Here is a 21,996-nt window from a genome sequence, read left to right on the forward strand (position 1 = left end):
AATGAAATTAATTTTCAGTTTTTTCACATATCGTTACGATAACATTGCTGATCTGAGATTTCATCGTCAGTGTGTACCAATGAGCTTAAGGAGATCCCAGAGAACCGGCCTACCATGCATTTTCTGGGGAGAATGATTGAAAAGTTAAATGGCAATGGATTTAACTTCTAAATCCGTCAGTCATTTTCTTGACCTCTATTGATGTCATCTTATCCAAACATTATTGATAGTTCTTAATCCTTTAAACGTAACTAAGTAAATTTCACTACATAGATTAAACAGCTAAAAAATCTTTAGTTACTTCAAAGAGTCGTTCTAATTCTTTGAACTGTTTTTTGGTTATTTGAAGCACTTTAAGTTGAGAAGAATTTTATTTTTTATTTCTTTGAAGGAATAGGCGTGATCCGTTTGTGTGGCAACGCTATCTGAGTGTGTTAAGAATTCTGAAAACCTCATTGGTAGTCGCTTTTACAGTTGTTGGGGATCGGCAAATGTTAATGTTATAGGTATTGTTGGTATACCAATGCGCTCTTTTCTCCTCCCATGGCACAAATACTTGATCCCATACCGTTTGATGATAAAAGTACAGCCCTCTGTTGCTATGTGAATAGCTCTAGTAAAATTCAGGTAGTTAGAGTTACAAATATTTCAAATTGGTACTTTGAGCGCGTTGTTTTTCCAGGGCAACGGCTAATGTTTGAAGCAAATATTGAAGGGCAATTAGAAATCCATTCTGGCTCGATGGCAAGTTCTATTTTGGAGGATACGATTCTTTGCTCTCGTTTAAGAATTGACCATATAGAGGAGTCAGTGGGTGAAATTAACTCTGATCTGGAGTTTAGTGGCGAGTCATCATCCCTTAGCGAAATGCAGCCGGTGCATGGTTAGTTGCTAATTTTATGAGCGGCATATTTGCTATGTGACAGATTTGAATGAAGTAGAGGCAGCCCTCTGCCAAAAAAATGGGTTGATGGCTGTCTGAGACGATATGGTCAGACTCTGAGCGTGCTAGCGCGATGCTACTGCTATGTGGTAATCCTTACTCAGTTCCTCATATTCTTTTATGGATTTAGAAGAGTTGGGAAAAGTCGAGTTAGCGTTGTCCTAGGCTATGGATCTGCCATCGTTTATTTGGTTGTGGCGTATTGCAGCTTGGTCTATGGGCCTGTCGCTAGCGGTTTATTTGGGGTTACTGCTTACAGGTAGCAGTGTTTGGTATGTGCGCTCTCATCAAAAGTCACAGCCAGGCTGGCTACGGTTTATTCATTTGCTGCTGGGCGGAGCACTTGTTGCTCTAGTTCTGCTGTTATTAAGTATTGGAATTATTGGCACCTTGGGTGAGCATGGCAACCTGGGGCATTCTTGGCATCTAGGGGCTGGTTTATTGGTGGTTAGCTTAGTGCTGGCGTCGATGGGTGCGGCTACCCAGATTGCGAGTAGGCCCTGGGCTCGGTCACTGCACGTGGTGCTAAATGCTTTGCTTTTTGTGGCATTTGCGGCGGTTAGCTACAGCGGGTGGACTGTAGTGCAGCAATATTTGCCGTAATGTGCTGGCTGAGGGCAGTGTTGTACCGTGACTGCCGGACTCTATAAAGTAATGTTAAGAAAGTAATGTTAAGCTCAAAATCCCTGGCTTTTTAATGTGTATTCATGTCTTCGACGGCTCAGTCTCTAGATCGATTTCGGATTTCGCCACTGATTAAAGTAACGCTGCTGAGTTTCTATGTTGCTCTGTTGTTGCCGCTGCCGTTTTTAGCTCAGGCTACTGATGCACCGGTGGGACCTGGGGCTCTGGTCGTGTTAGCGGTATTGGGGGCAGTGTTTTTAGGAGCAGGGCTGAGTGAACAAGTGCAGACCTCTGATGAAGGTATTGCTATGATTTCACCGCTGCCATGGCGTGGGTGGTTCCTAAAGTGGTCGGCAATTAAGGCGCTTAAACCACGCTCGACTGGTCAGAATGGTACGGTTTATTACTTTATTACTGAGGCGGCAGACCGGGCTTATCTGTTGCCTATGCGAGTAGTCGGGTTTGCTCGGCTAGTGGGTACGGTTGAAGCAAAAACAGGGATTGATACTCAGGATGTGAAGCCGTTGGCGCAGCCGTGGATGTATTTGTTTTTGTTGGTGCTGACGGCCTTGCTACTGCTGATGGATGCTTGGACAGTATGGACCGCAACCCACGGTGGGGTAGGCTGATGAGCGGATGGGTGCTGTTTCCCGTTTTGCAGGCTAGTTGGGTGATGTGTGTTGAAATCTGGTGATGCAGTTTTAGAGTTTACCGATGTGTCTTTGCGGGCCAGCGTAGGTATGGGTCTGCTGTTGGACCGGATTACATTTGCGATCGCACCCCAAACCCGCTTAGCCATTGTGGGTCCGTCCGGTGCCGGTAAAACCTCCCTGCTACGACTGATGAACCGGCTGAGCGATCCTGACAGTGGTCAAATCTGGTATCGGCAGCAGCCCCTGAGCCAATATTCAGTGATTGAACTACGACGCCAAATCGGTTTGGTCATGCAAGATAGTAAGCTGCTTGGGCAGTCCGTTGAAGAGACCCTATGCTATCCCGCCCGACTGCGAGGAGTGGGAGCTGCTGCTGCTAGACGTACCCTGCAGCCATGGTTCGAACGCTTAAAAATCCCCCAAGATTGGTTTGGCCGACAGACGGTAGAGCTTTCCATGGGACAGCGGCAGCGAGTTGCGATCGCACGTACCCTGGCCACCGAGCCTGACATTGTGCTACTCGATGAACCTACAGCCGCTCAAGACATGGGCTATGCTCAGCATCTGCTCACCTATCTGATGGATGCAGACAAACTCAATGCCGTGGTGATGGTTAACCATCAGTTAGAGCTAGTGGCCGATTGGGCTACCCATGTGCTGCATTTGCAACAGGGCAAGCTGGTTAGCTACCAGGCCGCCAGTCAGGTAGATTGGCCGCTTCTCAAGCAAAGAATCATAGACGCTCAGCAAGAGAACGACTGGCAGGATGACTGGGATGAAAACCCCTAGCCCACTGCGTTGATCGCTTTAACTGAGCCCATCTCAACGGTACGGTGATTATTATAAGTATGCAGTCGCTCAATATTGAGCCGATAGCCCACATTCCGAACGGTTTGAATCACACTGGGTTGACGTGGATCAACTTCAATTTTCTTGCGTAGTGATAGCACGTGGGTGTCAACCGTGCGCGGGTTGTCAATCGCATCCGGCCAGGCCCGCCGGAGCAAATCCGCACGACTCAAGGGCGCACCTTCAGCTTGGGTGAGGACATAGAGCAAACTAAATTCCTGGGGGGTGAGGTCAATAAACTGCTCTTTAAAGCGAACACGCCGCTGAACTAGGTCAATATTTAGATCCCCATAGCTCAGAGATGCTGGCGCTGTGAGCTTACGATTCCGTCGGGTTAAGGCTTCAACACGGGCTAAAAACTCCTGCATGCCAAAGGGCTTTTTTAAATAATCATCGGCCCCAGCCTGTAGCCCAGCTACCACATCCGGCTCTCCTGATTTGGCTGACAGGATCATCACCAGCGGTCGTCCCCGTTTTTGTAGCCATTGACATAGCTCTAAACCGCTACCGTCTGCCAGCTCGGTTTCCATAATCACCAGGCTCGGCTGAGCTGTCTGGAAGGTCTCTTTTGCCCGCATGATGTCAGCAGACTGATTGACCCGATAACCTGCCTGCTGGAGATGCCAACTCAGCAGCGATCGCAGGTGGGGATTACCCTCAATAATTTGAATACACGTAGAGGCCACAGCTAACCAAGAAGCCCAGGCTTCATAACACTCTCGTAGAAGAGTATCAAAGACCTTAGGAATATTTTGTAGTTGCGGCTACGGGGCTGAGACTGCGTCCGTATTTATATCCACTCCTTGGGTAGATACTCTATAAATAAGGACACATCGCTACTGGCGTATATCTACTTAGCAACTCTATATAATTTGCAAAGAGAAAGGTAAATACCCCTAACAAGCTGATAAAATCTTAGAAAGACTACCGAAAAAACAAAAAAAGTTTACATAAGTCTGAGTGCATGAATAATTAGTGCGAAAATAAAATATAGCTGTATCTACCCTTCAATTCTTGTTGTACAACTGAATTTTTCGTCACTACGTTAAATTTTGCCCCCATGGAGAACTGTCAGTTATTTAGCAGACAGTTAGCTAGTTAGCCCCCATTATCTAAACAGTCCATAGCGATAGCAAACAGATCCTGGATGCGTGGTTTAGAGGAGACCCACACCTTATGCTTCAAGACGCAAAAACAATCCGCTACTACCAGAGAATTACAGATGCTCTGGTTGATCAGTGGAATCGTGGCTATCGTACTGATGATTTACGACGCTACGTCGCTGGCTACTTAGCAGCGCTTCGTCACTCAGATGCCGTAGAACCTTATCTGGTTCATCGACTAGAGGAAGAAGTTACTCGGTTTATGTTTGACCCCTCAAATTTTGCAGAGGCGCAGCCCAAGCCCGAACTTGATTACCGTTAAGAGTACTCATGTTAAAGGGGAGCCTCCGCAGCGGAAACTCCCCTTGATTGTGTCTAGTTGGTTCTCTTGCTTAGGAGGCCAATGCCACTTCAACCATTTCCTGAAGCTTACCGCTTTGGTATAGCTCAATCATGATGTCAGAGCCACCAATAAACTCACCATCAATATAGACCTGAGGAATGGTGGGCCAGTTGGAATATTCCTTAATGCCTTGACGAACATCATAATCTGCTAGGACGTCAATAGCTTCATAAGTGGCTCCCAAGGAATTCAGAATCTGAGCCACATTGTTAGAAAACCCACACTGGGGCATCAGTTTAGTACCCTTCATGAAAACAAGAATTTTATTAGAAGTGACTAAACTATCGATCTTTTCTTTAACTTCTGGAGACATCGCTACAGCACTCTATTTAGTAAGCTAACTATTTTTGGGAGTCGATTTTTACCCAGTAAACAGGGCTAGAAGCAACCCCGTCAGACCTGTTTAGCTCCAATCCTTTTAAGGACTAGCAATGAAGCCTATTATAATTCGATCTGATCGGATTAGATCCCATGACACCTTGATTAAACAGCGTTATCCCTGCTGTGCCCACTCGTCAGGGGTAAAGGTTTTAAGGGTAAGGGCATGCAGGTCTCCGGATGCCATGGCCGTATTGACACTTCCGTAAACTAGCTGATGCTGCTTAACCAGGTTTAACCCTTCAAACGAAGTGGATACAATAGTTGCCTGGTAGTGATCCTGAGTACCTGTCAAGTCCTGTATAGCCACGTCGGCATCAGGCATTTTAGCTTTGATCAGTTGTTCTATTTGGTCAGGGGAAATCATAGGAAAGTCTGTAGAAAACGTTCTAAACCTTGGCTTGGATTGTTGAACACTGCTCCATGAAGCTTGAGTGCCAGCCGTGGACGGTAGTCAGAAAAACTACACTACTATCAATATTGGCGCAGGTTTGCTTCACTGTGAACCGTCAATTCAGTTTGATTGTTCATTAGAGGTGGCAGTCTCTTCGTTCACCACATAAGGCTGCGCTACAAAACCGATTTCGAGTAGTTGATCATAGGCTTGTCTACCCAAATCGCGAGTTGGGTTTTGGCTGCCAATCACTTCTACTAGCAGAGGAATGGCTAGGTTATGTTGCTGCTGTGCTTTATGAGCCAGAGCCTGTTGTAGCGTTGCTTGATCTCTGAGTTCCGCCGCTTCCAGTGCTTTTTGCCGCATTTCGCTGCTAACACGTCTATCAATACCAGTAAAGGTGTTAAACAGACTTTGATAATGGCTAGATGAGGTGTTTAAGGTGTCCCGTGCAGTTTGTAAACGTGCAACAGCGGTCCCATAATCAGCCGCCGCATAGGCATTCTCGGCCTCTGCTATCAAAATTTCAGCCGCTTTGATCCCAGTGGGACTATCGTCCTGGTTAAGAGGACGAGCCACATCGGCGACGGCTGTGCTGGGATCTTCCGACCCTGTGCGCCGGTACGGACGGCTAACAAAGCCCAGTTCAAATAGCTGTTGGTAAGCATCTAGTCCTAGATCGCGAGTAGGCCCCTGACTTTGGACAATTTCGACCAGTAGAGGTACGGCTAATTCTGCCTGACCTTGAGCACGATAGATGAGGGCCTGCCGTAGTGTAGCCTGGTCGCGCATTTGAGCAGCATCACGAGCGCTGGTACGTAAGTTGCTGCTGATTTCGGCATCAATCCCTGTGAAAGCTGCGGCAATATTTTGATAGCTAGTGGACGTTTCATTCAAATTTTCTCGCGCCGTCTGGAGCTTACGGATGGCCAAATCATATTCCTGATTATCGATGGCGGTTTCTGCTTCTGCTAGTAGACTCTCACCTGCAGCGATTCCCAAATCATCACTGATGCCTGCTTGGGCCAAGAGTGTCGGAGTGGCTGTGGCCTCTGTCTTTACTTCTACAGTCTCTAATGCAGTAGCTGCGGGAGCCATCAGAGCTAAGCTAGCGGCGGCTCCTAATAAGGAGAACGCACCAGGTTGAAAAATGTGTGATATGGAAACCATGGAGCTAACTAAATTGATGACAAAGCAGAATAACAAAGTGTAACGGTCTGCTCCACATGGGAGCTCAAAATTCAGGACCCTAATATATCGTTACAGAGGTTATCAATACATAAATCATACATTTCCAGGCCTTGTGCCTATTGTCAAAGTGGATGTCGTCCGTGAAATACCTGAAATGACTACAGGAGAAAGCCTACAGGGAGTTAGCCCAGAACAAGCTGGGGTAATTTTGCAGCGGGGAGGGGAGGAATTATTACTTTATAAAGTTCATGACTGGCTGACGCTTCGGTTTGAATCGTTGACAGAGCAAGCCGCTCAGCTAGAGCAGCTAACGCAACAGTGGCGGCCTTTAGCGGTGAAATCAGTGGCTCGGGGGCAGTTAGTAGCCTTAAAAGTTCGTCAGCAACAGCTAGAGAGTTGTTTGCAAACGGCACGACAAATGGATAGTGTTCGCTTTGCCAGTCATGTGTATGAGCTAGCTGCTAGCCCTAAGACCCATCTTTATCTGCTCGAACAGCTCACGGTGCAATTTACAGCTGGGTTCCCCCTGAGAACGATTGATCAGCTATCGACGGAGCTGGGTCTGATGCGGGAAAAAGGATTAGATGGGGCTGAACGTACATACGTTTTTCGGGTAGGTAAAACAGCCGTAGAAAATCCGATTAAGTTAGCTAATCGGTTAATGCGACATCCTCAGGTATTGGTGGCTGAACCCAATGTGGTCGTATCTACAGCTCCACTCTATCGACCCAAGGACTCGCTCTATAGCCAGCAGTGGCATCTGCATCATCAAGGAGGTCAGGGGTTGGCAAGCAACTCCCATATCTCTGCAGAAAAGGCCTGGGATATTACGCGGGGTAGCCGTTCGGTAGTGATTGCTATTACCGATGATGCGTTTGATTTGAACCATCCAGATCTCCAGGGAATGGGTAAGCTAGTGGGCCCGGCCGATCTCAAACAGCGCGATAGTTTACCGATGCCCAGTCAGGACTATGAAAATCACGGCACGGCGGTAGCTGGACTAGCTGTCGCTGAAGAAACCGGTAATGGTGTGGTCGGTGTGGCCCCAGGCTGCAGTTTTATGCCGATTCAAACCACTGGCTATTTAGATGATGAATCCATTGAGCAGCTGTTTGACTGGGCGGTTGATCAGGGCGCGGCGGTGATTTCCTGTAGCTGGTCGCCGGCAGCTGCGTACTTTCCCCTCTCCCTGCGTCAGCGTAATGCTATTAATCGGGCGGCGACCAAGGGACGTAATGGCAAGGGCTGCGTAGTGCTGTTTTCGGCGGGAAATGCGAACCGACCGCTCAATGGCAAAGTCCGTGAGCTGGGCTGGCCTAAAAATGCGCTACGAGGGGTGATCCAGTGGTTAGGTGGGTTTGCCATGCACCCTGATGTGATTACAGTTTCAGCCAGCACGAGCCTAAATCGTAAGGCGGCTTATAGCAACTGGGGTAAGCATGTGTCTGTGGCGGCTCCCAGCAATAATGGGCCGCCGGTTATGGCGCTACCCGATGTAGGGCAGGTAGAAACAGGGCCTGTGGTGAAGGGCTCCTTTGATGGCTTAGGCATGACGACGGCTGATCGTCTGGGTGGCATTGGCTATAGCAGGAGTGATTACACCAGCCGCTTTGGGGGTACATCCAGTGCCTGCCCAGTGGTTGCTGGGGTGGTGGGGCTGATGCTGTCAGCTAATCCAGATTTAGATGCCGGGGAGGTCAAGCAAATTTTGCAGGATACCGCCGACAAAATTGAAGACCATACCCCTGATCCCCAACTGGGATTAGCCTATGGCAGCTATGACAACCGTGGTCACTCCCGCTGGTTTGGGTACGGTAAGGTGAATGCCTATAAAGCTGTCAAAGCTGCTCGCGATCGCCACTTGGCAACTCGACGGCTTAGTCAAACAATTGAACAAACCAGCGCCGTCACGCTCACACTACCGGCTGATCGAGTTGCTATGCAACAGGCTGGAATTACGATTAATCAGCACGGGCAGCTGCAAGATATTCAAGTCTATTTAGAGATTCGCCATGGTTTTTTGGGGGATCTTTCCATTGCAGTTATAGACCCCCGAGGCAAATCAGTGCTGCTGCAGGGGCGTACCCTGGGGCGACAGACACAGCTGCGTAAAACCTATACCTTTGAAAACACCCCGACCCTGAGTCTGCTGATGCATCGTCAGATACATGGGCGATGGCAGCTAAAAATTGTAGATCACAGTGAAACTCACCAGGGGCAATTGTTACAATGGTCACTTAAATTAGGTACTTAGCAGAGGTTTGTAAGCCATTTGTCGTATGGATACAAACCTTATCTTGTAAGCTTCTGGGCTTGCGGTATATATAGAGAGCGAGGTCAGTAGCACAGCTTACGCATTTTTTTTCTAGGAATGCTAGATTTAGGGTATGACGCTTTTATTAGCGCAATACCTACTGTCAACATCTAGCTGTGTTGTTGGCTTACTAGGGATATCTACGTGTTCTTAGTTAGCAGTATCTACCCAGTTCTTGGGGATATCACTGGCTACTTTTAGCTATATAGGACATCAGGGTTTTATCGGTTTAAGCTACTGACATTAGTCAAGCATGTCAGTGGAACGTGTGAGTGAGTGTTTGTATTGAAATGGCTCGATATGTAACGTGTTTCCTGTTGAGTATTAGTAGTTACGTATCTGTCAGCTAAAAGGGACAAAGAGCGCGATCGCAAGGTCTGAGATACCTATATCTAATGACTTACCAGCTACTGACGGTCCAAAGATCGTCTGTAGCGTAGTGCTCAAAATTGGCCTGACTGGATAAGCCAGCATCTGTACGAGTACCCATGGTCTCGATGGCTGACTGGACACCCTTCAAAATCGGGATGACTGGATTCGAACCAGCGGCCCCTTCGTCCCGAACGAAGTGCGCTACCAAACTGCGCTACATCCCGTCTCAGCTAACCCTAAGCAACCACCCGTACAATCAAACAATGTTTGAAACGTTTGCGTTGCTAATTGCTGATACCAAACTAGGTTATCACACTAGTTTTGAGTGTGGCTTCCGAGTCAATAACGACAGGTACTAAATTGAAGAGATACGTAGTAAATTCAAGGTATGCCACGTTATAGCCAGATACTTCACTGATACTTAAAGATTATCGGTTTTGTTCGTTGGTTTCTTTATGTCGCTAACGTTTCAATCCGACTTTATATGTGCATCCTTAATGTAAGGGTGCGGTTCATTCTCACTTTTTCTGATACATGTTAGTTCTGCCGTTATGATGAGCTGCGATTTGCCACAGACAGGTAAGGAATCATTCAGTCAGCCAATGTAGCGAAAGATAACCGCTTAGGAGACAATCCGTGTTTGCTCTTAATCTTGACTGTTCATCTGCTGCCGATCAATTAGAGGCAGATGTGTTGAACATTACTAATGTCCCTACGGGGTTTGATTTTCAAGTTTTGACCCCCTTAGAAATGGTGACCAACCAGTTTAGTGGGGTGAGCTTTGCTTGTGCGATCGCACTTATTCCATCTAATCCACGATTTGTTGCCAAACCAGGGCAGCGCGTGATCATGCCGACCGGTAATGATAACCGGCTATCCATTGCCCTGGATGAAACTGTGTATTCATTTTGTCTATGGGGCCGCTGTACTCAGCCGATGGTGCTGAAGGTGCTAGAACGCAGTGGCAAGGTGTTACAGATACATAGCGATCGCACATTTCGGTGGTCCGACAGTTCAAAGACGGCCCTGCTACCGCTGCAGATCCTCAAGCTAGAGAACATGAGCAACATTGCCATGGTAGAACTGTCAGCCGATGCTCCCTTTACTGTTGAAGGGCTATCTGTGTAGTTAGTCGTATCACCGTCATCGTGTTTACATAAGCTTTATCGCTGTTTAGGCAACTCTTGAGACCCCTAGGCAGTCGAGTTCAGTAAGGCTAAGTTCAAAAAAATGTGCTAAAGAGTTCTACCCTCTAGCATTTGCTAAGGTCACTGTTTAAACTGCTGAGGAGATCAGGATCTCACTTAGCAGCTGTGAATTTCTTAGATGTGGCATTACTGAAATCATTATGGCAACTGCATTATCTCCATCGGTATTTATAGGTAAATCGATCAAATTTGGTACAGATGGTTGGCGTGGCATGATTGCCGCCGACTTTACATTTGAGCGGGTAGATTTAGTAGCCGCCCTGGCGGCTAAAGTACTTGAAGAATGTTATGGCAGCAATGGCAGTCGTACCGTGATTGTGGGCTACGACCGTCGGTTTATGTCTCCTGAATTTGCCGGACATGCCGCTGAGTCCATCGCCCAGGCTGGTTACGACGTACTCCTGTCCGAGTGCTTTGCCCCCACTCCCGCCTTTAGCTGGGCCGCTCATGAAAAAGGAGCCCTGGGCGCGATTGTCATCACCGCCAGCCATAACCCCGCCGCATATTCTGGCCTTAAGGTTAAAGGCGCGTTTGGCGGCTCAGTCCCACCAGACGTTACTAAAAAAGTTGAAGCCTTGCTCCCCGAAGGGAAGCCCGTAGCAGAAAAACCAGGCACCATTACCGCCTTTGATCCCTGGCCTAGCTACTGCCAGGCCCTGCAGAGCATGGTCGACATAGATGCCATTCGGGCCGCTATTGCTGACGGTAGTCTGAGCGTCTTTGCAGATGTCATGCATGGATCTGCAGCTGGTGGATTTGAAAAAATCCTGGGGATGCCGATTCATGAAATCAATGGCGATGCTGATCCCCTATTTGAAGGTGGAGCACCAGAGCCACTACCTCGATATATTCCTAAGCTCTACAAGGCAGTTAAAGATCGCTACCAGTCTGGGGCTGAGGGGCTTACAGTTGGCATCATTTTTGATGGCGATAGTGATCGGGTTGCCGGTATGGATGGCCAGGGCGAATTTCTCAGTTCCCAGGTGCTGATTCCAATTTTGATTGAGCATCTAAAAGCACGCCGTGGTTTCGATGGTGAAGTAATCAAAACCATCAGTGGTTCTAACCTGATGCAAAAGGTGGCTGAACTGCATGGGCTGTCAGTTCACGAAACCCCAATTGGCTACAAGTACATTGCCGATCGCATGCTCGAAACAAAGGTTTTGATCGGTGGTGAAGAATCTGGTGGGATTGGCTATGGCCATCACATTCCCGAGCGGGATGCATTGCTATCAGCACTGTATCTATTAGAAGCCGTTGTTAAAAGTGGTAAGGACTTTGGTCAACTCAACCAGACACTACGGCAGCAAACTGGGTTTGAAGGAGCCTACGATCGGATTGATTTACCCCTGGCCAACATGGATGTCCGTGCCAAACTGCTAGACAGTTTGCAGAATGCGACACCAACTGAAGTTGCCGGTAAGGTAGTCAGTAGTGTGCTATCTATTGACGGTTACAAGTTTACTTTGGCCGATGGTAGCTGGTTACTCATCCGATTTAGTGGAACTGAACCGGTGTTACGTCTTTACTCTGAAGCGGCCACCATCGAAGAAGTCCACAAGCATTTGAGCTGGGCCAAAGAATGGGCCAGTTCCGTAGGCTAGTGTTCGTTGGGTACCTGACCATGGTGCCCTCGTAGAAGATTGGTGCTTTGATTTGGGATTAAGACCACGCTCCTTTGGGGTGTGGTTTTTTGACTACTTCAGGCCTCGTCGTTATGCCTCTGCCCTCATTCTTCCATCCTTCGCTATATGCTGGGATTGGTCTTTGCTCCTTGCTGTCTAATGGTTGCCGAGGTTACGTTTAGCCCCATTGCCTATATTCAATCCTGCTATCCTGAGCGATTTGGCATTCCTCGACAGGCAGGGCTAGTGGCATCGGCCTATGCAGATATCGTTTTTGAGGCGACCGAAGAAAATAAGCTGGCGCTACGCGGGATCGAGGAATTCTCCCATGTGTGGGTGATATTTGTATTCCATGGTCAATCCTATGGCGACTTTAAACCGTTGGTGAGACCCCCCCGGTTGGGTGGCAATAAGAGTGTTGGCGTATATGCTACCCGCAGCCCCAATCGGCCTAATGCAATTGGCATGAGTGCGGTAAAGCTATTCGGTGTTATTGAAAAAAAGAGAACATTACGGCTACAGGTGCAAGGGGGAGATTTTTTAGATGGTACTCCGGTGATTGATATTAAACCCTATGTACCCTATGCCGATGCCATTGAATCAGCCCAGGCTGCCTGGGCGGTTGAGCAGTCGAGTTTGTTGTCGGTTAGTTGGAGTGATGAAGCTGAGGCGGTTTTAATTGACTGTGTTGAGCCGGGGGCAAAGAAATTACGTTGTTTAATTGAAGAGACCCTGGCCCAGGACCCAAGACCTGGCTATGAGCGCGGTAAAGACGGTCGTGAAGGCCAACGATGGCATATGCAAGTAAGCAATTACAGTGTGTTTTGGACGGTGGAGAAGGGGGTCGCCAAGGTCATTAAGTTGGCATGGGTTGAGAGATAAGGGGATTGCACAAAAATACAGTCCCTGGTTGAGGCTGTAGATGGGTGGATGAGTGATGGAGTAACGGGGGAATTATTTAAGCGCGTGAGCCTAACTTTGATCGCTCACAAGTTCTTATAGCTACCGTGTATACATAAGTCGGAGAATAGCTCTAGAGTTCGAGCCCTCATCCCCCAACCCCTCTTCTCCCGCGGGGAGAAGGGGCGTCAGATCAAAGTCCCTCTCCCGCGGGAGAGGGGTTTGGGGAGAGGGCCAACTCAAGGTATGAAGCACCTTTCAAAGCACTAGCTTCCGGATGTGTATACACGGTAGGCTCTTATAGGGAGAGCGCTTTGCGCCTGCCCCGAGGCTCTTTTTGATGGCAAATAATCTTTTTCTCTTTAACTCAGGAGAGTCTGCCACAGCAGGAAAACCCCCATGCCTACAAGAATTGTTAGCAACAGGTTCTTTTTCCAAAGTCCAATGCCTAAAGCGGCTAGAGCACCGATAAGGCGAGGATTGTCGCTACTAAGCCAAAGATTGTTCTCTTCAACTAAAACCGTGGGAACAACAATGGCGGTGAGTACAGCTGGCGGTACATAGTTTAAGGCCTGTAATAGGCGAGGCGGAAGGGTAATGCGACCGCTCATGGCCAGGAGCGGATAGCGAACGAGAAAGGTAACCAGGGTCATACCGCCCAGCAGGATGATTTCGTTATGAGTCATGGGTTTTCTTTAAATAGTTTTCGAGTAAGACGCCAGTGAGGATGGCTGCGATCGCAGCTACCATTAGCCCCAACTGATGGGGCAAGCCTCGAGCTAGCAGAGCTGTAATGCCTGCTGTGACCACCGTAGCCACCATGGGTCGATTGGTCAGATAGGGAATGGTCATGCCGATAAAAGTGGCGACCATGGCAAAGTCCAATCCCCAGGCGCTGGCATTGGGAATAGTTTGACCCAGGGTCAAACCGAGCAGTGTACAGAGCTGCCAGTTGACATACATCGCCAGAGCTGAGCCGAGCTGAAACCAATGTTTGTGGGGGGATGGATCGGGCTGACGGTAGCGCTGGATAGCCACCATAAAATTTTCATCAGTCAGCCAAAATCCTAGGGGCAACTTCCAAGCCTGGCTGAGGTGTTTGACATAGGGCACCAGGCTGACCGCATAGAGCAGGTGCCGCAGGTTTACCACCCAGGTGGTGAGGATGATAATGCCCAAGGGAGTGCCTGCGCCTAGCAAGCCCAGGGCAATAAATTGAGATGAGCCAGCAAAAACGATGGCTGACATGCCCATAGCCCCACTAAAGGAGAGACCGCTGGACTGGGCCAGGGTGCCAAAAATAATCCCAAAGGGAGTTGCGCCGACGATGAGCGGGATGGTTTGGCGGGCTCCAGCCCAAAACTCACGATGAGCTGGCTGCCCATGTTTAGACGCCGTAGTCATGGAGATACCTGGATGCAAGTACCCGTCTAGGGTAAGCAGTCTCAATAGGGCCTGTCTTGAACGTTTTTGCACCCTGTGGCACCAACCTACGGATACGGATGTCAAAACATACTGATGCCGCTGCTGCGTAAATTTAGCTATAGTTCATATGCACTGTTGGTTGATCACATATGCCTAATTCAGTCACGGTTGAAGCCAAAGTTGTTGGGCGTCGTCGCCCAGTCATTACTGGTTGGTCGGTACCGCTACCACCGGGCACCAGCCGTGCACCGTTTACCCTGCGAGACTTAATTACCTGCGTGGTCCGAGCAGAGGTGGAGGCATTTCAGGCTCGGCAGGCCGAACAGCGTTTACAGCAGGTGTTGAGTAAGGCTGCGATCGCGACGGGGCTGGCCCAGGGCAAAGTTACTTTAGGGGACCGTGATTTTGAGCAGACCGTTAATCCAGAGACTGCCGTGGATAATGCCATTATGGGATTTATCGATGGTCTGTACTACGTCTTTTTGGACGATATCCAACAGGAGGATTTAGATGCCACAGTGCATTTAACCGCACAGAGTCGTCTCACGTTTGTGCGTCTGGTGGCGCTGGTGGGTGGTTAGGGACACAGCTCAGAACCGCTTCAGTATTGTGAATAGCTAACTACGACTATGCTTAAACGCGAAATTGCCCAGGAGAGATTAAAAGCGTTTCGAGTGGATGACTGGGCCGAGCGCAGAAGCGCCACTCTTGCCGCTTTACCGGATGCCCTAAATCAGATTGGGCAAAGCTTATTAGGGCTTAACGGTAAACAACGTCGGGACTCCTGGCAAGATATGGCAGCGGTTAGCAAATTGTCGACTCAAGATCGCAGACAGCTGTTTTTAGCTATTTTTCCCCAGATTGGAGCCTATGTGGATGCAGCCTATGAGCTGATGCTCCAGCTGCCCTATCAAAACGGCTACGCCAGACGGGCGTTTCGATCTAGCCAGCCTGCACATTACACTGATAAGCGCAGCCAGTGGCTATATTCTCTCCTGGGGATCACCCAAGAGTATGAACAACCGCTGGACTGGTATGCGGCCTGGTCTCCCTATATTGGCTATGGAGCTGATTGTCTCGGCTTGGTCTTTGCGGCTGCCATTAATCAAGATGATGAGACTGGCAAACAGGTTTTTGATATTCTGTGCGACTCGGCCCGAGGGGACCATGACATTGGAGCCATGGGTCGCCATGTGACGCGGGCCTTGCTGGTGGCAGAACAGCCTGAAGGCTGGCAGCTCATGGAGAATATGCTGGTGGCGGCCCAGCGTCAGGAAGGGCTGCGTCAGGTGATATTAGAAACCATTGATGAAGCTCACCCCCAGGCGTTTCAGCGGATGCTGCGGGTGATTCTAGAACAAAATTTGGTGCGGTTTAGTGCCACAATTCGGGCAGCGGATGTGTGGTTTGGTCTGGGATGGGATGTGGACCAACGACGCTGGGTTCAGGAGAGTTTGGAGCAGGTATTAACGCTTTTAGAGCAGTCTGAAACGGTGGCACTAGAGGAGACTGAGCCGAATCGACTGTATCTATCACTTTGGTCCCTGGCCTTTAAAGATGTTGGGCAGGCGATCAAGGCGGCTCAGGCTGTGTTCCAGACAGGTCAATTGGAGCAGCGGTTTGTGGCTGCCTATCTGTTGCGACAACTGGATATTTCTGAAAGTCGAACAGCGCTGCTCCCTAGTCTGGCCGATGATGACCTACGGGTGGCGGGGCAGGCCTTTTTTGCTCTCTCCCATTATTCGGCTCGGTCTGACCAAGGAGATGCATTTGAGGCGTTAGAAGCTTTTCTGCAACGATTCTTGGCTAAAGAGACGGTGCTTAAATCACTGGTCTGGCCTTGGATGCAAGCGACGATTGATCGAGCCAGTATTGCGGATGAGCTGGTGAGACGGCAACAGGATCGTCCCATTGACTGTTTGCTGCCCTATGTTGCAATGATGGGACATTGGGGGAAGCGACAGCTGGCTGAACAACTGGCTCAAAGTCAGCCCTGGGATGAGGCTATGGGTGAGGTCATCTTCGGATTACTGCGAGATCGCAGCAGCTATGTGCGGGAGGAAATGATTCGACAGCTGCAGCTCCATGGCTATGTGCCCAGCGAGCTGGAGGCGAAAACCATGGAAGCCCTGATGACCCGTAAAGCAGCTGACCTACGACAAGGGGTAATTTCGCTATTGCTAAAACAGACGGATGCAGCTGTAGTTACCAGTGCCGAACGCTTGTTAAAGACCTCTAAGCTGCCGCAGCGTTTGGCCGGGTTAGAACTGTTAGCGCAGCTGCAGCAGGCGGAGCGTGCCGATGTTCGTGCCATTGCTGAACAGTATGGAGAACAGCGCTCTAAGCGTACGGCCAGCGAGCAAGAACTGTTGGATAAGTTGTTGGCCAGCGAGCAAGATGTGCCTACTCTCAATGACGCATTAGGCTTGGCTCCTCCCCAGCAAAGGACCAAACCGATGTGCCCTGAGATGCCAGAAACTCCCATACCTCTGGTGACGGATGCGGCCCAGGCTGTACTACAATCCTTGGATAATTTAGTCGATCAGCATCGGGCGACTTCTGTTCCTAGTCGTTGGGGAGACCCCGAACTTTTAGGTAACATGCACTGGTTCCCGTGGCCAGAGGCTCAGCTCTCCTTAGAAGAGAATTTGCAAAAACTGCCGCTGGCTGAGGTGTGGCAAACCTGGTTAACAGAGCAGGGACCACAGGATAGCTTAGAGCTGGTGCGAGCGACGGCGACCTTGAGTAGTGGCTCTAGCTACAGCGTGGGCGGATATCGATTTTTTGATGAACAACCGCCTGGCTGGATTCAGGGGTTAACTCAACAGTGGTCTCTCTCCACTGAGCCACTCCAGTATCCCGCTATTGTCAACAGTGTGCTGCAGTGGCTGCAGTTGTTAGCACCTCCCAGTCAGGGGGTCGCTCGGGTGTTAAATGGGGCTCAGTATACCTTGGCCACGATTCTCGAACGGGCCTCCGGCGCTCAGCGCTATGACTGGCGACAAACTTCGTTGATGACCTGGCTGTCGTTGGCAAGGTCCCATTATCAACAGTATTCAACTGACTGGAATGACCAACAGGTGAAGCAACTTTGGCTGCTGCTACGTTGGGTGGATGAGCCGGAGGCGGCTTCTTTGCCACGCTGGCAACAGATAGAGAATGCTAAATCCTATGGACAGCAGTACGAACAGGTTAAAGAGGGCGGTTTTGTCTCCCGGCAGCGTCCAGAGCTAAACGAGGTCATGGGGGCGTTTCGGGTGGGAGCAGCCACAGCGGCGGATGTATATGATCAGCTGTTGGGCAGTCAGCAGACCGTTGGCCGCTATGGAGGACATAGGTTTGCGGAGCTACAACGGCTGACTAAGCGCAAGGGTGATCCGTTGTTGAAAACCTATCCGCAACTGGGGGAGATGGTGGAGCAGTGTCGCGATCGCATCCTCTCCGTTGAACTCAGTCGAGGCGATTTACCCACGGCAGCTACCGCCCCAGCCCTAGCCCTCAACTCTATCCAGGGCATTGCTGTCGTGGTGAAGCTGCTGCAGAACTTTGGCAAAGAGAAATTTGCTCGCGGCTGGCTATGGGATAGCCAGAGTAAATCGTCCGTGTTTAGCCATCTGTTCCGGGTGTCGTTTCCGGCAGAGGCGGATACTCCCAAGGCCTTTACCAAAGCGGTCAAAGTGGCCGAAATCCCTGAGCAGCGCCTGGTAGAGTTGGCGGTATATGCCCCCCAGTGGACCCGCTATGTGGAACATGCTCTGGGGTGGCCAGACCTGGCAGAGGCGGTTTGGTGGTTTCATGCCCACACCAAGGACAATTCTTGGCAGGTGGATGGGACTATTCGTGATCTGTGGGCGGCTCAAATTGCGGAGCTGACGCCCTTATCAAGCCAGGATTTAGTCGATGGTGCGGTGGATGTGGCTTGGTTCCAGCGGATATATCAGCGATTAAAGGCCGAGCGGTGGGCCAAACTCAACGAAGCGGCTAAATATGCCTCCGGTGGAGCGGGTCATAAGCGAGCCCAGCTGTTTGCAGAGGCCATGCTCGGTGAGACCAAACGTACCGAGTTGGTAAAGCGCATTCAAGATAAACGCCATCAGGATGCAGTGCGAGCCTTGGGGCTGCTGCCGCTGGCCAAGGGGAAAAAACGTCAGACCGATCTGCTAGAGCGCTATCAGATGATTCAAGAGTTTTTGCGCACCAGTCGTAAATTTGGCTCCCAACGCCAGGCCAGTGAAAAGCTGGCATCCCGTATTGGTATGGAAAATCTGGCGCGGACGGCAGGCTACCCTGACCCACAGCGGTTGGAATGGGCGATGGAAGGCGTTGCGATCGCAGACCTGGCCGCAGGTCCTGTTGCTGTTGCTGTCGACGAGGTCACCGTTAGCCTCAGCCTGACGGTGACCGGTGAACCCCAAATAGGCGTAATCAAAAAAGGCAAATCCCTCAAAAGCATTCCTGCCAAACTCAAGAAAAACCCTGATATTAAAGCCCTTCAAGCGCGTAAGCGCGACATCACTCGCCAGGCTAGGCGCATGCGGGGGTCCCTAGAGATCGCCATGTGCCGGGGCGATGAATTTACCGGTGCTGAACTGAAACAGCTGCTCACCCATCCCGTACTCAACCCCATTTTGCAGCAGCTAGTATTTGTGGACGAGACCTTAGCAACTTGGGGATATCCCCTGGACAACACCCTGCAAAGCTATGACGGTAGCCAGATAGCACTAACGGCAAAGATGCGATTGCGCCTGGCCCATCCGGTGGATTTTGCCAGGGGTGAAACCTGGCATCTGTGGCAGCAATACTGCTTTGACCAGAGTCTGGTGCAGCCCTTTAAACAAATCTTTCGAGAGCTGTATGTGCTCACCACCGCTGAACAACAGGGGCGCGGCTCCAGACGCTATGCTGGACATCAGGTGAACCCTCGTCAAGCATTGGCCCTATTAGGTCAGCGGGGCTGGGTTACCCATCCAGAAGAAGGAGTGCGTCGCACCTTTCATGACGAGAATCTGTTGGTATGGATTGACTTTGAAGAAGGTTGGTATACACCCACGGAAGTCGAAGGATTTACCCTTGATCAGGTGTGTTTTGTGGATCGTCAGCACCACAAACCCGTTGCCGTTAAGGATGTACCCCCCAGGGTCTTTAGCGAAGTGATGCGAGATTTAGATCTGGTAGTCAGCGTTGCCCATCAAGGGGGTGTTGATCCAGAAGCCAGTGCCTCAACTATAGAAATGCGGGCCGCTTTGATCCGTGAAACCAATCGTTTGTTGAATATCACCAATGTGGAACTACAAGCTGCCCATGCTCTGATCGAGGGACAGCTAGGTAACTATACAATTCATCTAGGCAGTGCCACTGTTCACCGTCAACCTGGGGGGGCACTGTGTATTGTGCCGGTTCACAGCCAGCATCGGGGTCGATTATTTTTACCCTTTGCCGATGACGATCCAAAAACGGCGGAAGTTGTTTCTAAGGTGTTGTTGTTGGCCAATGATCAGGCGATCAAGGACCCGACGATTTTGGAACAGCTGTTGTAAAAGTGTAGCTAGTTTTACGAGTTCAGGCAGATAGGTTGTGGGGCAGTTCTGTTATGGGTATCCAGCTTTTGAATTATGAATTTTGCTCATACTATTTCATCCATAACTGGACGGCTAGATTGTTTACATGAAACAACAGATATACGCTATGGTGGATTGAAATGAGCATGAGTACTATCACGTGCTCAAGGCTGATTGATTCAACCTGCACAGTTCGCAATTTTTGTCGTTCGGAGATTTATATCATTATTTTTACTCCAACAATTTAATTAAAAGACGGAGATTTTGAAAAAGCAGATCGCGATTGCTGATTTGGGGGGTGGGCCGCTCTGTAGCCTTTGCTATTTGACGGTTCCTCACAGCTAAAATCATCCCCTCAATCAGAATGCCAGCAAATCTTTCAATCAACAATTTTGTTGCCGAGCTTCAGTACTTGTAAGGAATTTACGAGCAACCTGCTCAGTTGAGTGGCAGCCTTCTGGTGAAACTTTGTCTATTTCGCCAGTATCTTCAGCCTCCCACCATTTGAGCTTGCTACAAAACTACTAAAGTTCGATAATATGGAACTATTGCCTAAGAATCGTTAAGTTCGATTCCTGTCAACTTTTCATTTTTATGACTTCAAATTCTAGTCCTTCCACGGCGGTAGAAACTGCTTCAATGCAGTCGTCTTCGATATCGGCTCAAGCCCCAACTCAGCGCAACTGGTTGATTTGGCTAGCTGCTTTAATTTTGTTGGCGGTCGGAGGGTTTGTCCTATGGCGGGTGCTGGGGAGAGGTGACGGAGCCTCGGAGATGCCGATGGGCGGTGCGGTACCGGTGACTCTTGAATCAATGCAGCCTTCTACTCTACGTGATCAGGCTGAGTTTGTTGGTACTTTGGATGCCCAGGCTGGTGTGGTTTTGCAGCCTGAGGCCAATGGGCGGATTACTCGTATTTATGTATCCTCAGGTGATCAGGTGGCTGCAGGCGATCCAATTATGGAGCTGAGTGCCGATCGTTCCCAGGCTGAGTTAAGTGCGGCGCTGGCAAGTGTCAGTGCGGCTCAATCTGCTCGCGATAATTCCCGTGCGCAGCTGCAGTCGTTGGTGGCCCAGCGTATTCGCATTGAGGCGGATGTAAAGCTGCAGGATACTGAGTTTGAGCGGACACAGCGGCTGGTCGAGGCGGGGGCGCAGTCACAGCAGGAACTAGATGAAGTAGAGCGCGATCGCAACGCGGCTACGGCTTCCCTGACAGCGGCTAGGGAAGAGATCGAAGCAGCCCAAGCCAGTCTGGCCCAGGCCGAAGCGTTTTTAGAACAGTCCCAGGCTACGGCTGAAGCTACCCGTGAAGATCTGCTGGACAAAACAGTGACCGCACCCATTGCCGGTGTAGTGGGCGATATTCCAGTGGAACTAGGGGATTATGTCCAGCCCGGTGCCACCTTGACTACCATTACTCAAAACGAGGTTCTGGAGCTAGAAATTGATGTTCCTGCCGAGCAGATTGGTGAAATTCAGTTAGGTATGCCTGTGGAGTTGTTCACCTTTAGCTCTGATGATCCAGTGGCGACAGGCTCCCTCAGCTTTATCTCACCCCAGACCGATGCCGCCACCCAAACCGTGTTGGCAAAAGCCCGGTTTTCCAATTTATCTAGCAACCTGCAGGACAATCAGCGGGTGGATGTACGCGTTGTTTTAGACGAGCGTCCGGGGCTGTTAGTACCAGCCACCGCGATTACGCGTCTTGGGGGACAATCGTTTGTGTATGTAGCAGCGGATGCGCCACCTCCGGAAGACGGACAGCCGCCGATGGAAGGGCAAGTGGCACAGCTACGGCCGGTAACATTAGGGGCAATGCAGGGCAATAATTTCCAAATATTAGACGGTCTCTCCGCAGGTGAGGAAATTGTCACTACCGGCCTGTTGAACTTGCAGGATGGTTCGCCGATTGCTCCACAAGACGAGGCGGCGGATGCCAACGCATCTCCTTAAGATTTGGTGTCTGATACTTTCCACATGCTTAATCTAGAGCAGGTACAAGACCGATCCCTACGCCCAGGGCAGGTACAAGACCGGCCCCTACGACCCACCC

General features: G+C 49.9%; 18 protein-coding genes and 1 tRNA gene. 12 read left to right on the forward strand and 7 right to left on the reverse strand.

Annotation, left to right across the window (positions count from 1 at the left end):
• Positions 1-543: 543 nt before the first annotated feature.
• From N836_RS60880 to N836_RS60895, 4 genes are all read left to right on the forward strand, one after another.
• Entirely contained in the window at positions 544-888 is a 345-nt protein-coding gene (locus tag N836_RS60880; RefSeq protein WP_023074645.1) for a DUF1830 domain-containing protein, read from the forward strand.
• A gap of 223 nt (positions 889-1,111) precedes the next feature.
• Complete coding sequence (locus tag N836_RS60885; protein WP_023074646.1) at positions 1,112-1,546, forward strand: DUF4079 domain-containing protein; 435 nt, start codon at positions 1,112-1,114, stop codon at positions 1,544-1,546.
• A 104-nt stretch (positions 1,547-1,650) separates the two neighbouring features.
• Entirely contained in the window at positions 1,651-2,196 is a 546-nt protein-coding gene (locus N836_RS60890) for a hypothetical protein (protein WP_023074647.1), read from the forward strand.
• Positions 2,197-2,244: 48 nt separating this feature from the next.
• Entirely contained in the window at positions 2,245-3,009 is a 765-nt protein-coding gene (locus N836_RS60895; protein ID WP_023074648.1) for an ABC transporter ATP-binding protein, read from the forward strand.
• On the opposite strand, the gene N836_RS60900 is transcribed toward N836_RS60895, so the two are convergent.
• Positions 3,006-3,755 (reverse strand): response regulator transcription factor, encoded by a 750-nt coding sequence (locus N836_RS60900; protein WP_023074649.1) that lies wholly within the window; start codon positions 3,753-3,755, stop codon positions 3,006-3,008. The two genes, N836_RS60895 and N836_RS60900, sit on opposite strands and share 4 nt — an antisense overlap.
• 490 nt (positions 3,756-4,245) lie before the next feature.
• On the opposite strand from N836_RS60900, the gene N836_RS60905 reads away from it, so the two are divergent.
• Positions 4,246-4,494, forward strand: coding sequence for a DUF6761 family protein (locus N836_RS60905; protein WP_023074650.1), 249 nt, complete (start codon positions 4,246-4,248; stop codon positions 4,492-4,494).
• Between the two features lie 70 nt (positions 4,495-4,564).
• On the opposite strand, the gene grxD is transcribed toward N836_RS60905, so the two are convergent.
• The 3 genes from grxD to N836_RS73655 form a co-directional block, all read right to left on the reverse strand.
• On the reverse strand, positions 4,565-4,888 hold the full coding sequence (gene grxD / locus N836_RS60910; protein WP_023074651.1) for a Grx4 family monothiol glutaredoxin: 324 nt from the start codon (positions 4,886-4,888) through the stop codon (positions 4,565-4,567).
• Between the two features lie 180 nt (positions 4,889-5,068).
• Positions 5,069-5,320 carry a BolA family protein gene (locus tag N836_RS60915; protein ID WP_023074652.1) on the reverse strand — a complete coding sequence of 84 codons (252 nt, stop codon included), beginning with the start codon at positions 5,318-5,320 and terminating at the stop codon, positions 5,069-5,071.
• A gap of 147 nt (positions 5,321-5,467) precedes the next feature.
• Positions 5,468-6,517 carry a hypothetical protein gene (locus N836_RS73655; RefSeq protein WP_023074653.1) on the reverse strand — a complete coding sequence of 350 codons (1,050 nt, stop codon included), beginning with the start codon at positions 6,515-6,517 and terminating at the stop codon, positions 5,468-5,470.
• A 133-nt stretch (positions 6,518-6,650) separates the two neighbouring features.
• Here N836_RS73655 and N836_RS60920 point away from each other — a divergent pair, with 133 nt between their 5' ends.
• Entirely contained in the window at positions 6,651-8,792 is a 2,142-nt protein-coding gene (locus N836_RS60920) for a S8 family serine peptidase (protein ID WP_081716932.1), read from the forward strand.
• Between the two features lie 582 nt (positions 8,793-9,374).
• On the opposite strand, the gene N836_RS60925 is transcribed toward N836_RS60920, so the two are convergent.
• A tRNA-Pro gene (locus N836_RS60925) sits at positions 9,375-9,448 on the reverse strand.
• A gap of 412 nt (positions 9,449-9,860) precedes the next feature.
• On the opposite strand from N836_RS60925, the gene N836_RS60930 reads away from it, so the two are divergent.
• The 3 genes from N836_RS60930 (at position 9,861) to tsaA (ending at position 12,939) form a co-directional block, all read left to right on the forward strand.
• Positions 9,861-10,352, forward strand: a complete 492-nt coding sequence (locus N836_RS60930) for a hypothetical protein (RefSeq protein ID WP_023074655.1) — start codon at positions 9,861-9,863, stop codon at positions 10,350-10,352.
• A 220-nt stretch (positions 10,353-10,572) separates the two neighbouring features.
• Complete coding sequence (locus N836_RS60935) at positions 10,573-12,036, forward strand: phosphoglucomutase/phosphomannomutase family protein (protein ID WP_023074656.1); 1,464 nt, start codon at positions 10,573-10,575, stop codon at positions 12,034-12,036.
• 180 nt (positions 12,037-12,216) lie between these two features.
• Positions 12,217-12,939, forward strand: coding sequence for a tRNA (N6-threonylcarbamoyladenosine(37)-N6)-methyltransferase TrmO (gene tsaA / locus N836_RS60940; protein ID WP_023074657.1), 723 nt, complete (start codon positions 12,217-12,219; stop codon positions 12,937-12,939).
• Positions 12,940-13,319: 380 nt separating this feature from the next.
• Here the strand turns inward: tsaA and N836_RS60945 are convergent, their stop codons facing one another.
• Positions 13,320-13,643: an AzlD domain-containing protein gene (locus N836_RS60945; protein WP_023074658.1), complete on the reverse strand. Its 324-nt coding sequence runs from the start codon at positions 13,641-13,643 to the stop codon at positions 13,320-13,322.
• On the reverse strand, positions 13,633-14,361 hold the full coding sequence (locus tag N836_RS60950) for an AzlC family ABC transporter permease (protein ID WP_023074659.1): 729 nt from the start codon (positions 14,359-14,361) through the stop codon (positions 13,633-13,635). The genes N836_RS60945 and N836_RS60950 overlap by 11 nt, the downstream gene beginning before the upstream one ends.
• A 170-nt stretch (positions 14,362-14,531) precedes the next feature.
• On the opposite strand from N836_RS60950, the gene N836_RS60955 reads away from it, so the two are divergent.
• The 3 genes from N836_RS60955 to N836_RS60965 all read left to right on the forward strand — a co-directional run bounded on the left by N836_RS60955 (position 14,532) and on the right by N836_RS60965 (position 21,896).
• Positions 14,532-14,963 (forward strand): hypothetical protein, encoded by a 432-nt coding sequence (locus N836_RS60955; RefSeq protein ID WP_023074660.1) that lies wholly within the window; start codon positions 14,532-14,534, stop codon positions 14,961-14,963.
• A gap of 48 nt (positions 14,964-15,011) precedes the next feature.
• Positions 15,012-19,919 carry a DUF4132 domain-containing protein gene (locus N836_RS60960; protein ID WP_023074661.1) on the forward strand — a complete coding sequence of 1,636 codons (4,908 nt, stop codon included), beginning with the start codon at positions 15,012-15,014 and terminating at the stop codon, positions 19,917-19,919.
• A 615-nt stretch (positions 19,920-20,534) separates the two neighbouring features.
• Complete coding sequence (locus tag N836_RS60965) at positions 20,535-21,896, forward strand: efflux RND transporter periplasmic adaptor subunit (RefSeq protein WP_031293515.1); 1,362 nt, start codon at positions 20,535-20,537, stop codon at positions 21,894-21,896.
• Positions 21,897-21,996: the final 100 nt, after the last annotated feature.

The sequence above is a fragment of the Leptolyngbya sp. Heron Island J genome (assembly GCF_000482245.1).
Lineage (GTDB): Bacteria > Cyanobacteriota > Cyanobacteriia > Phormidesmidales > Phormidesmidaceae > Leptothoe.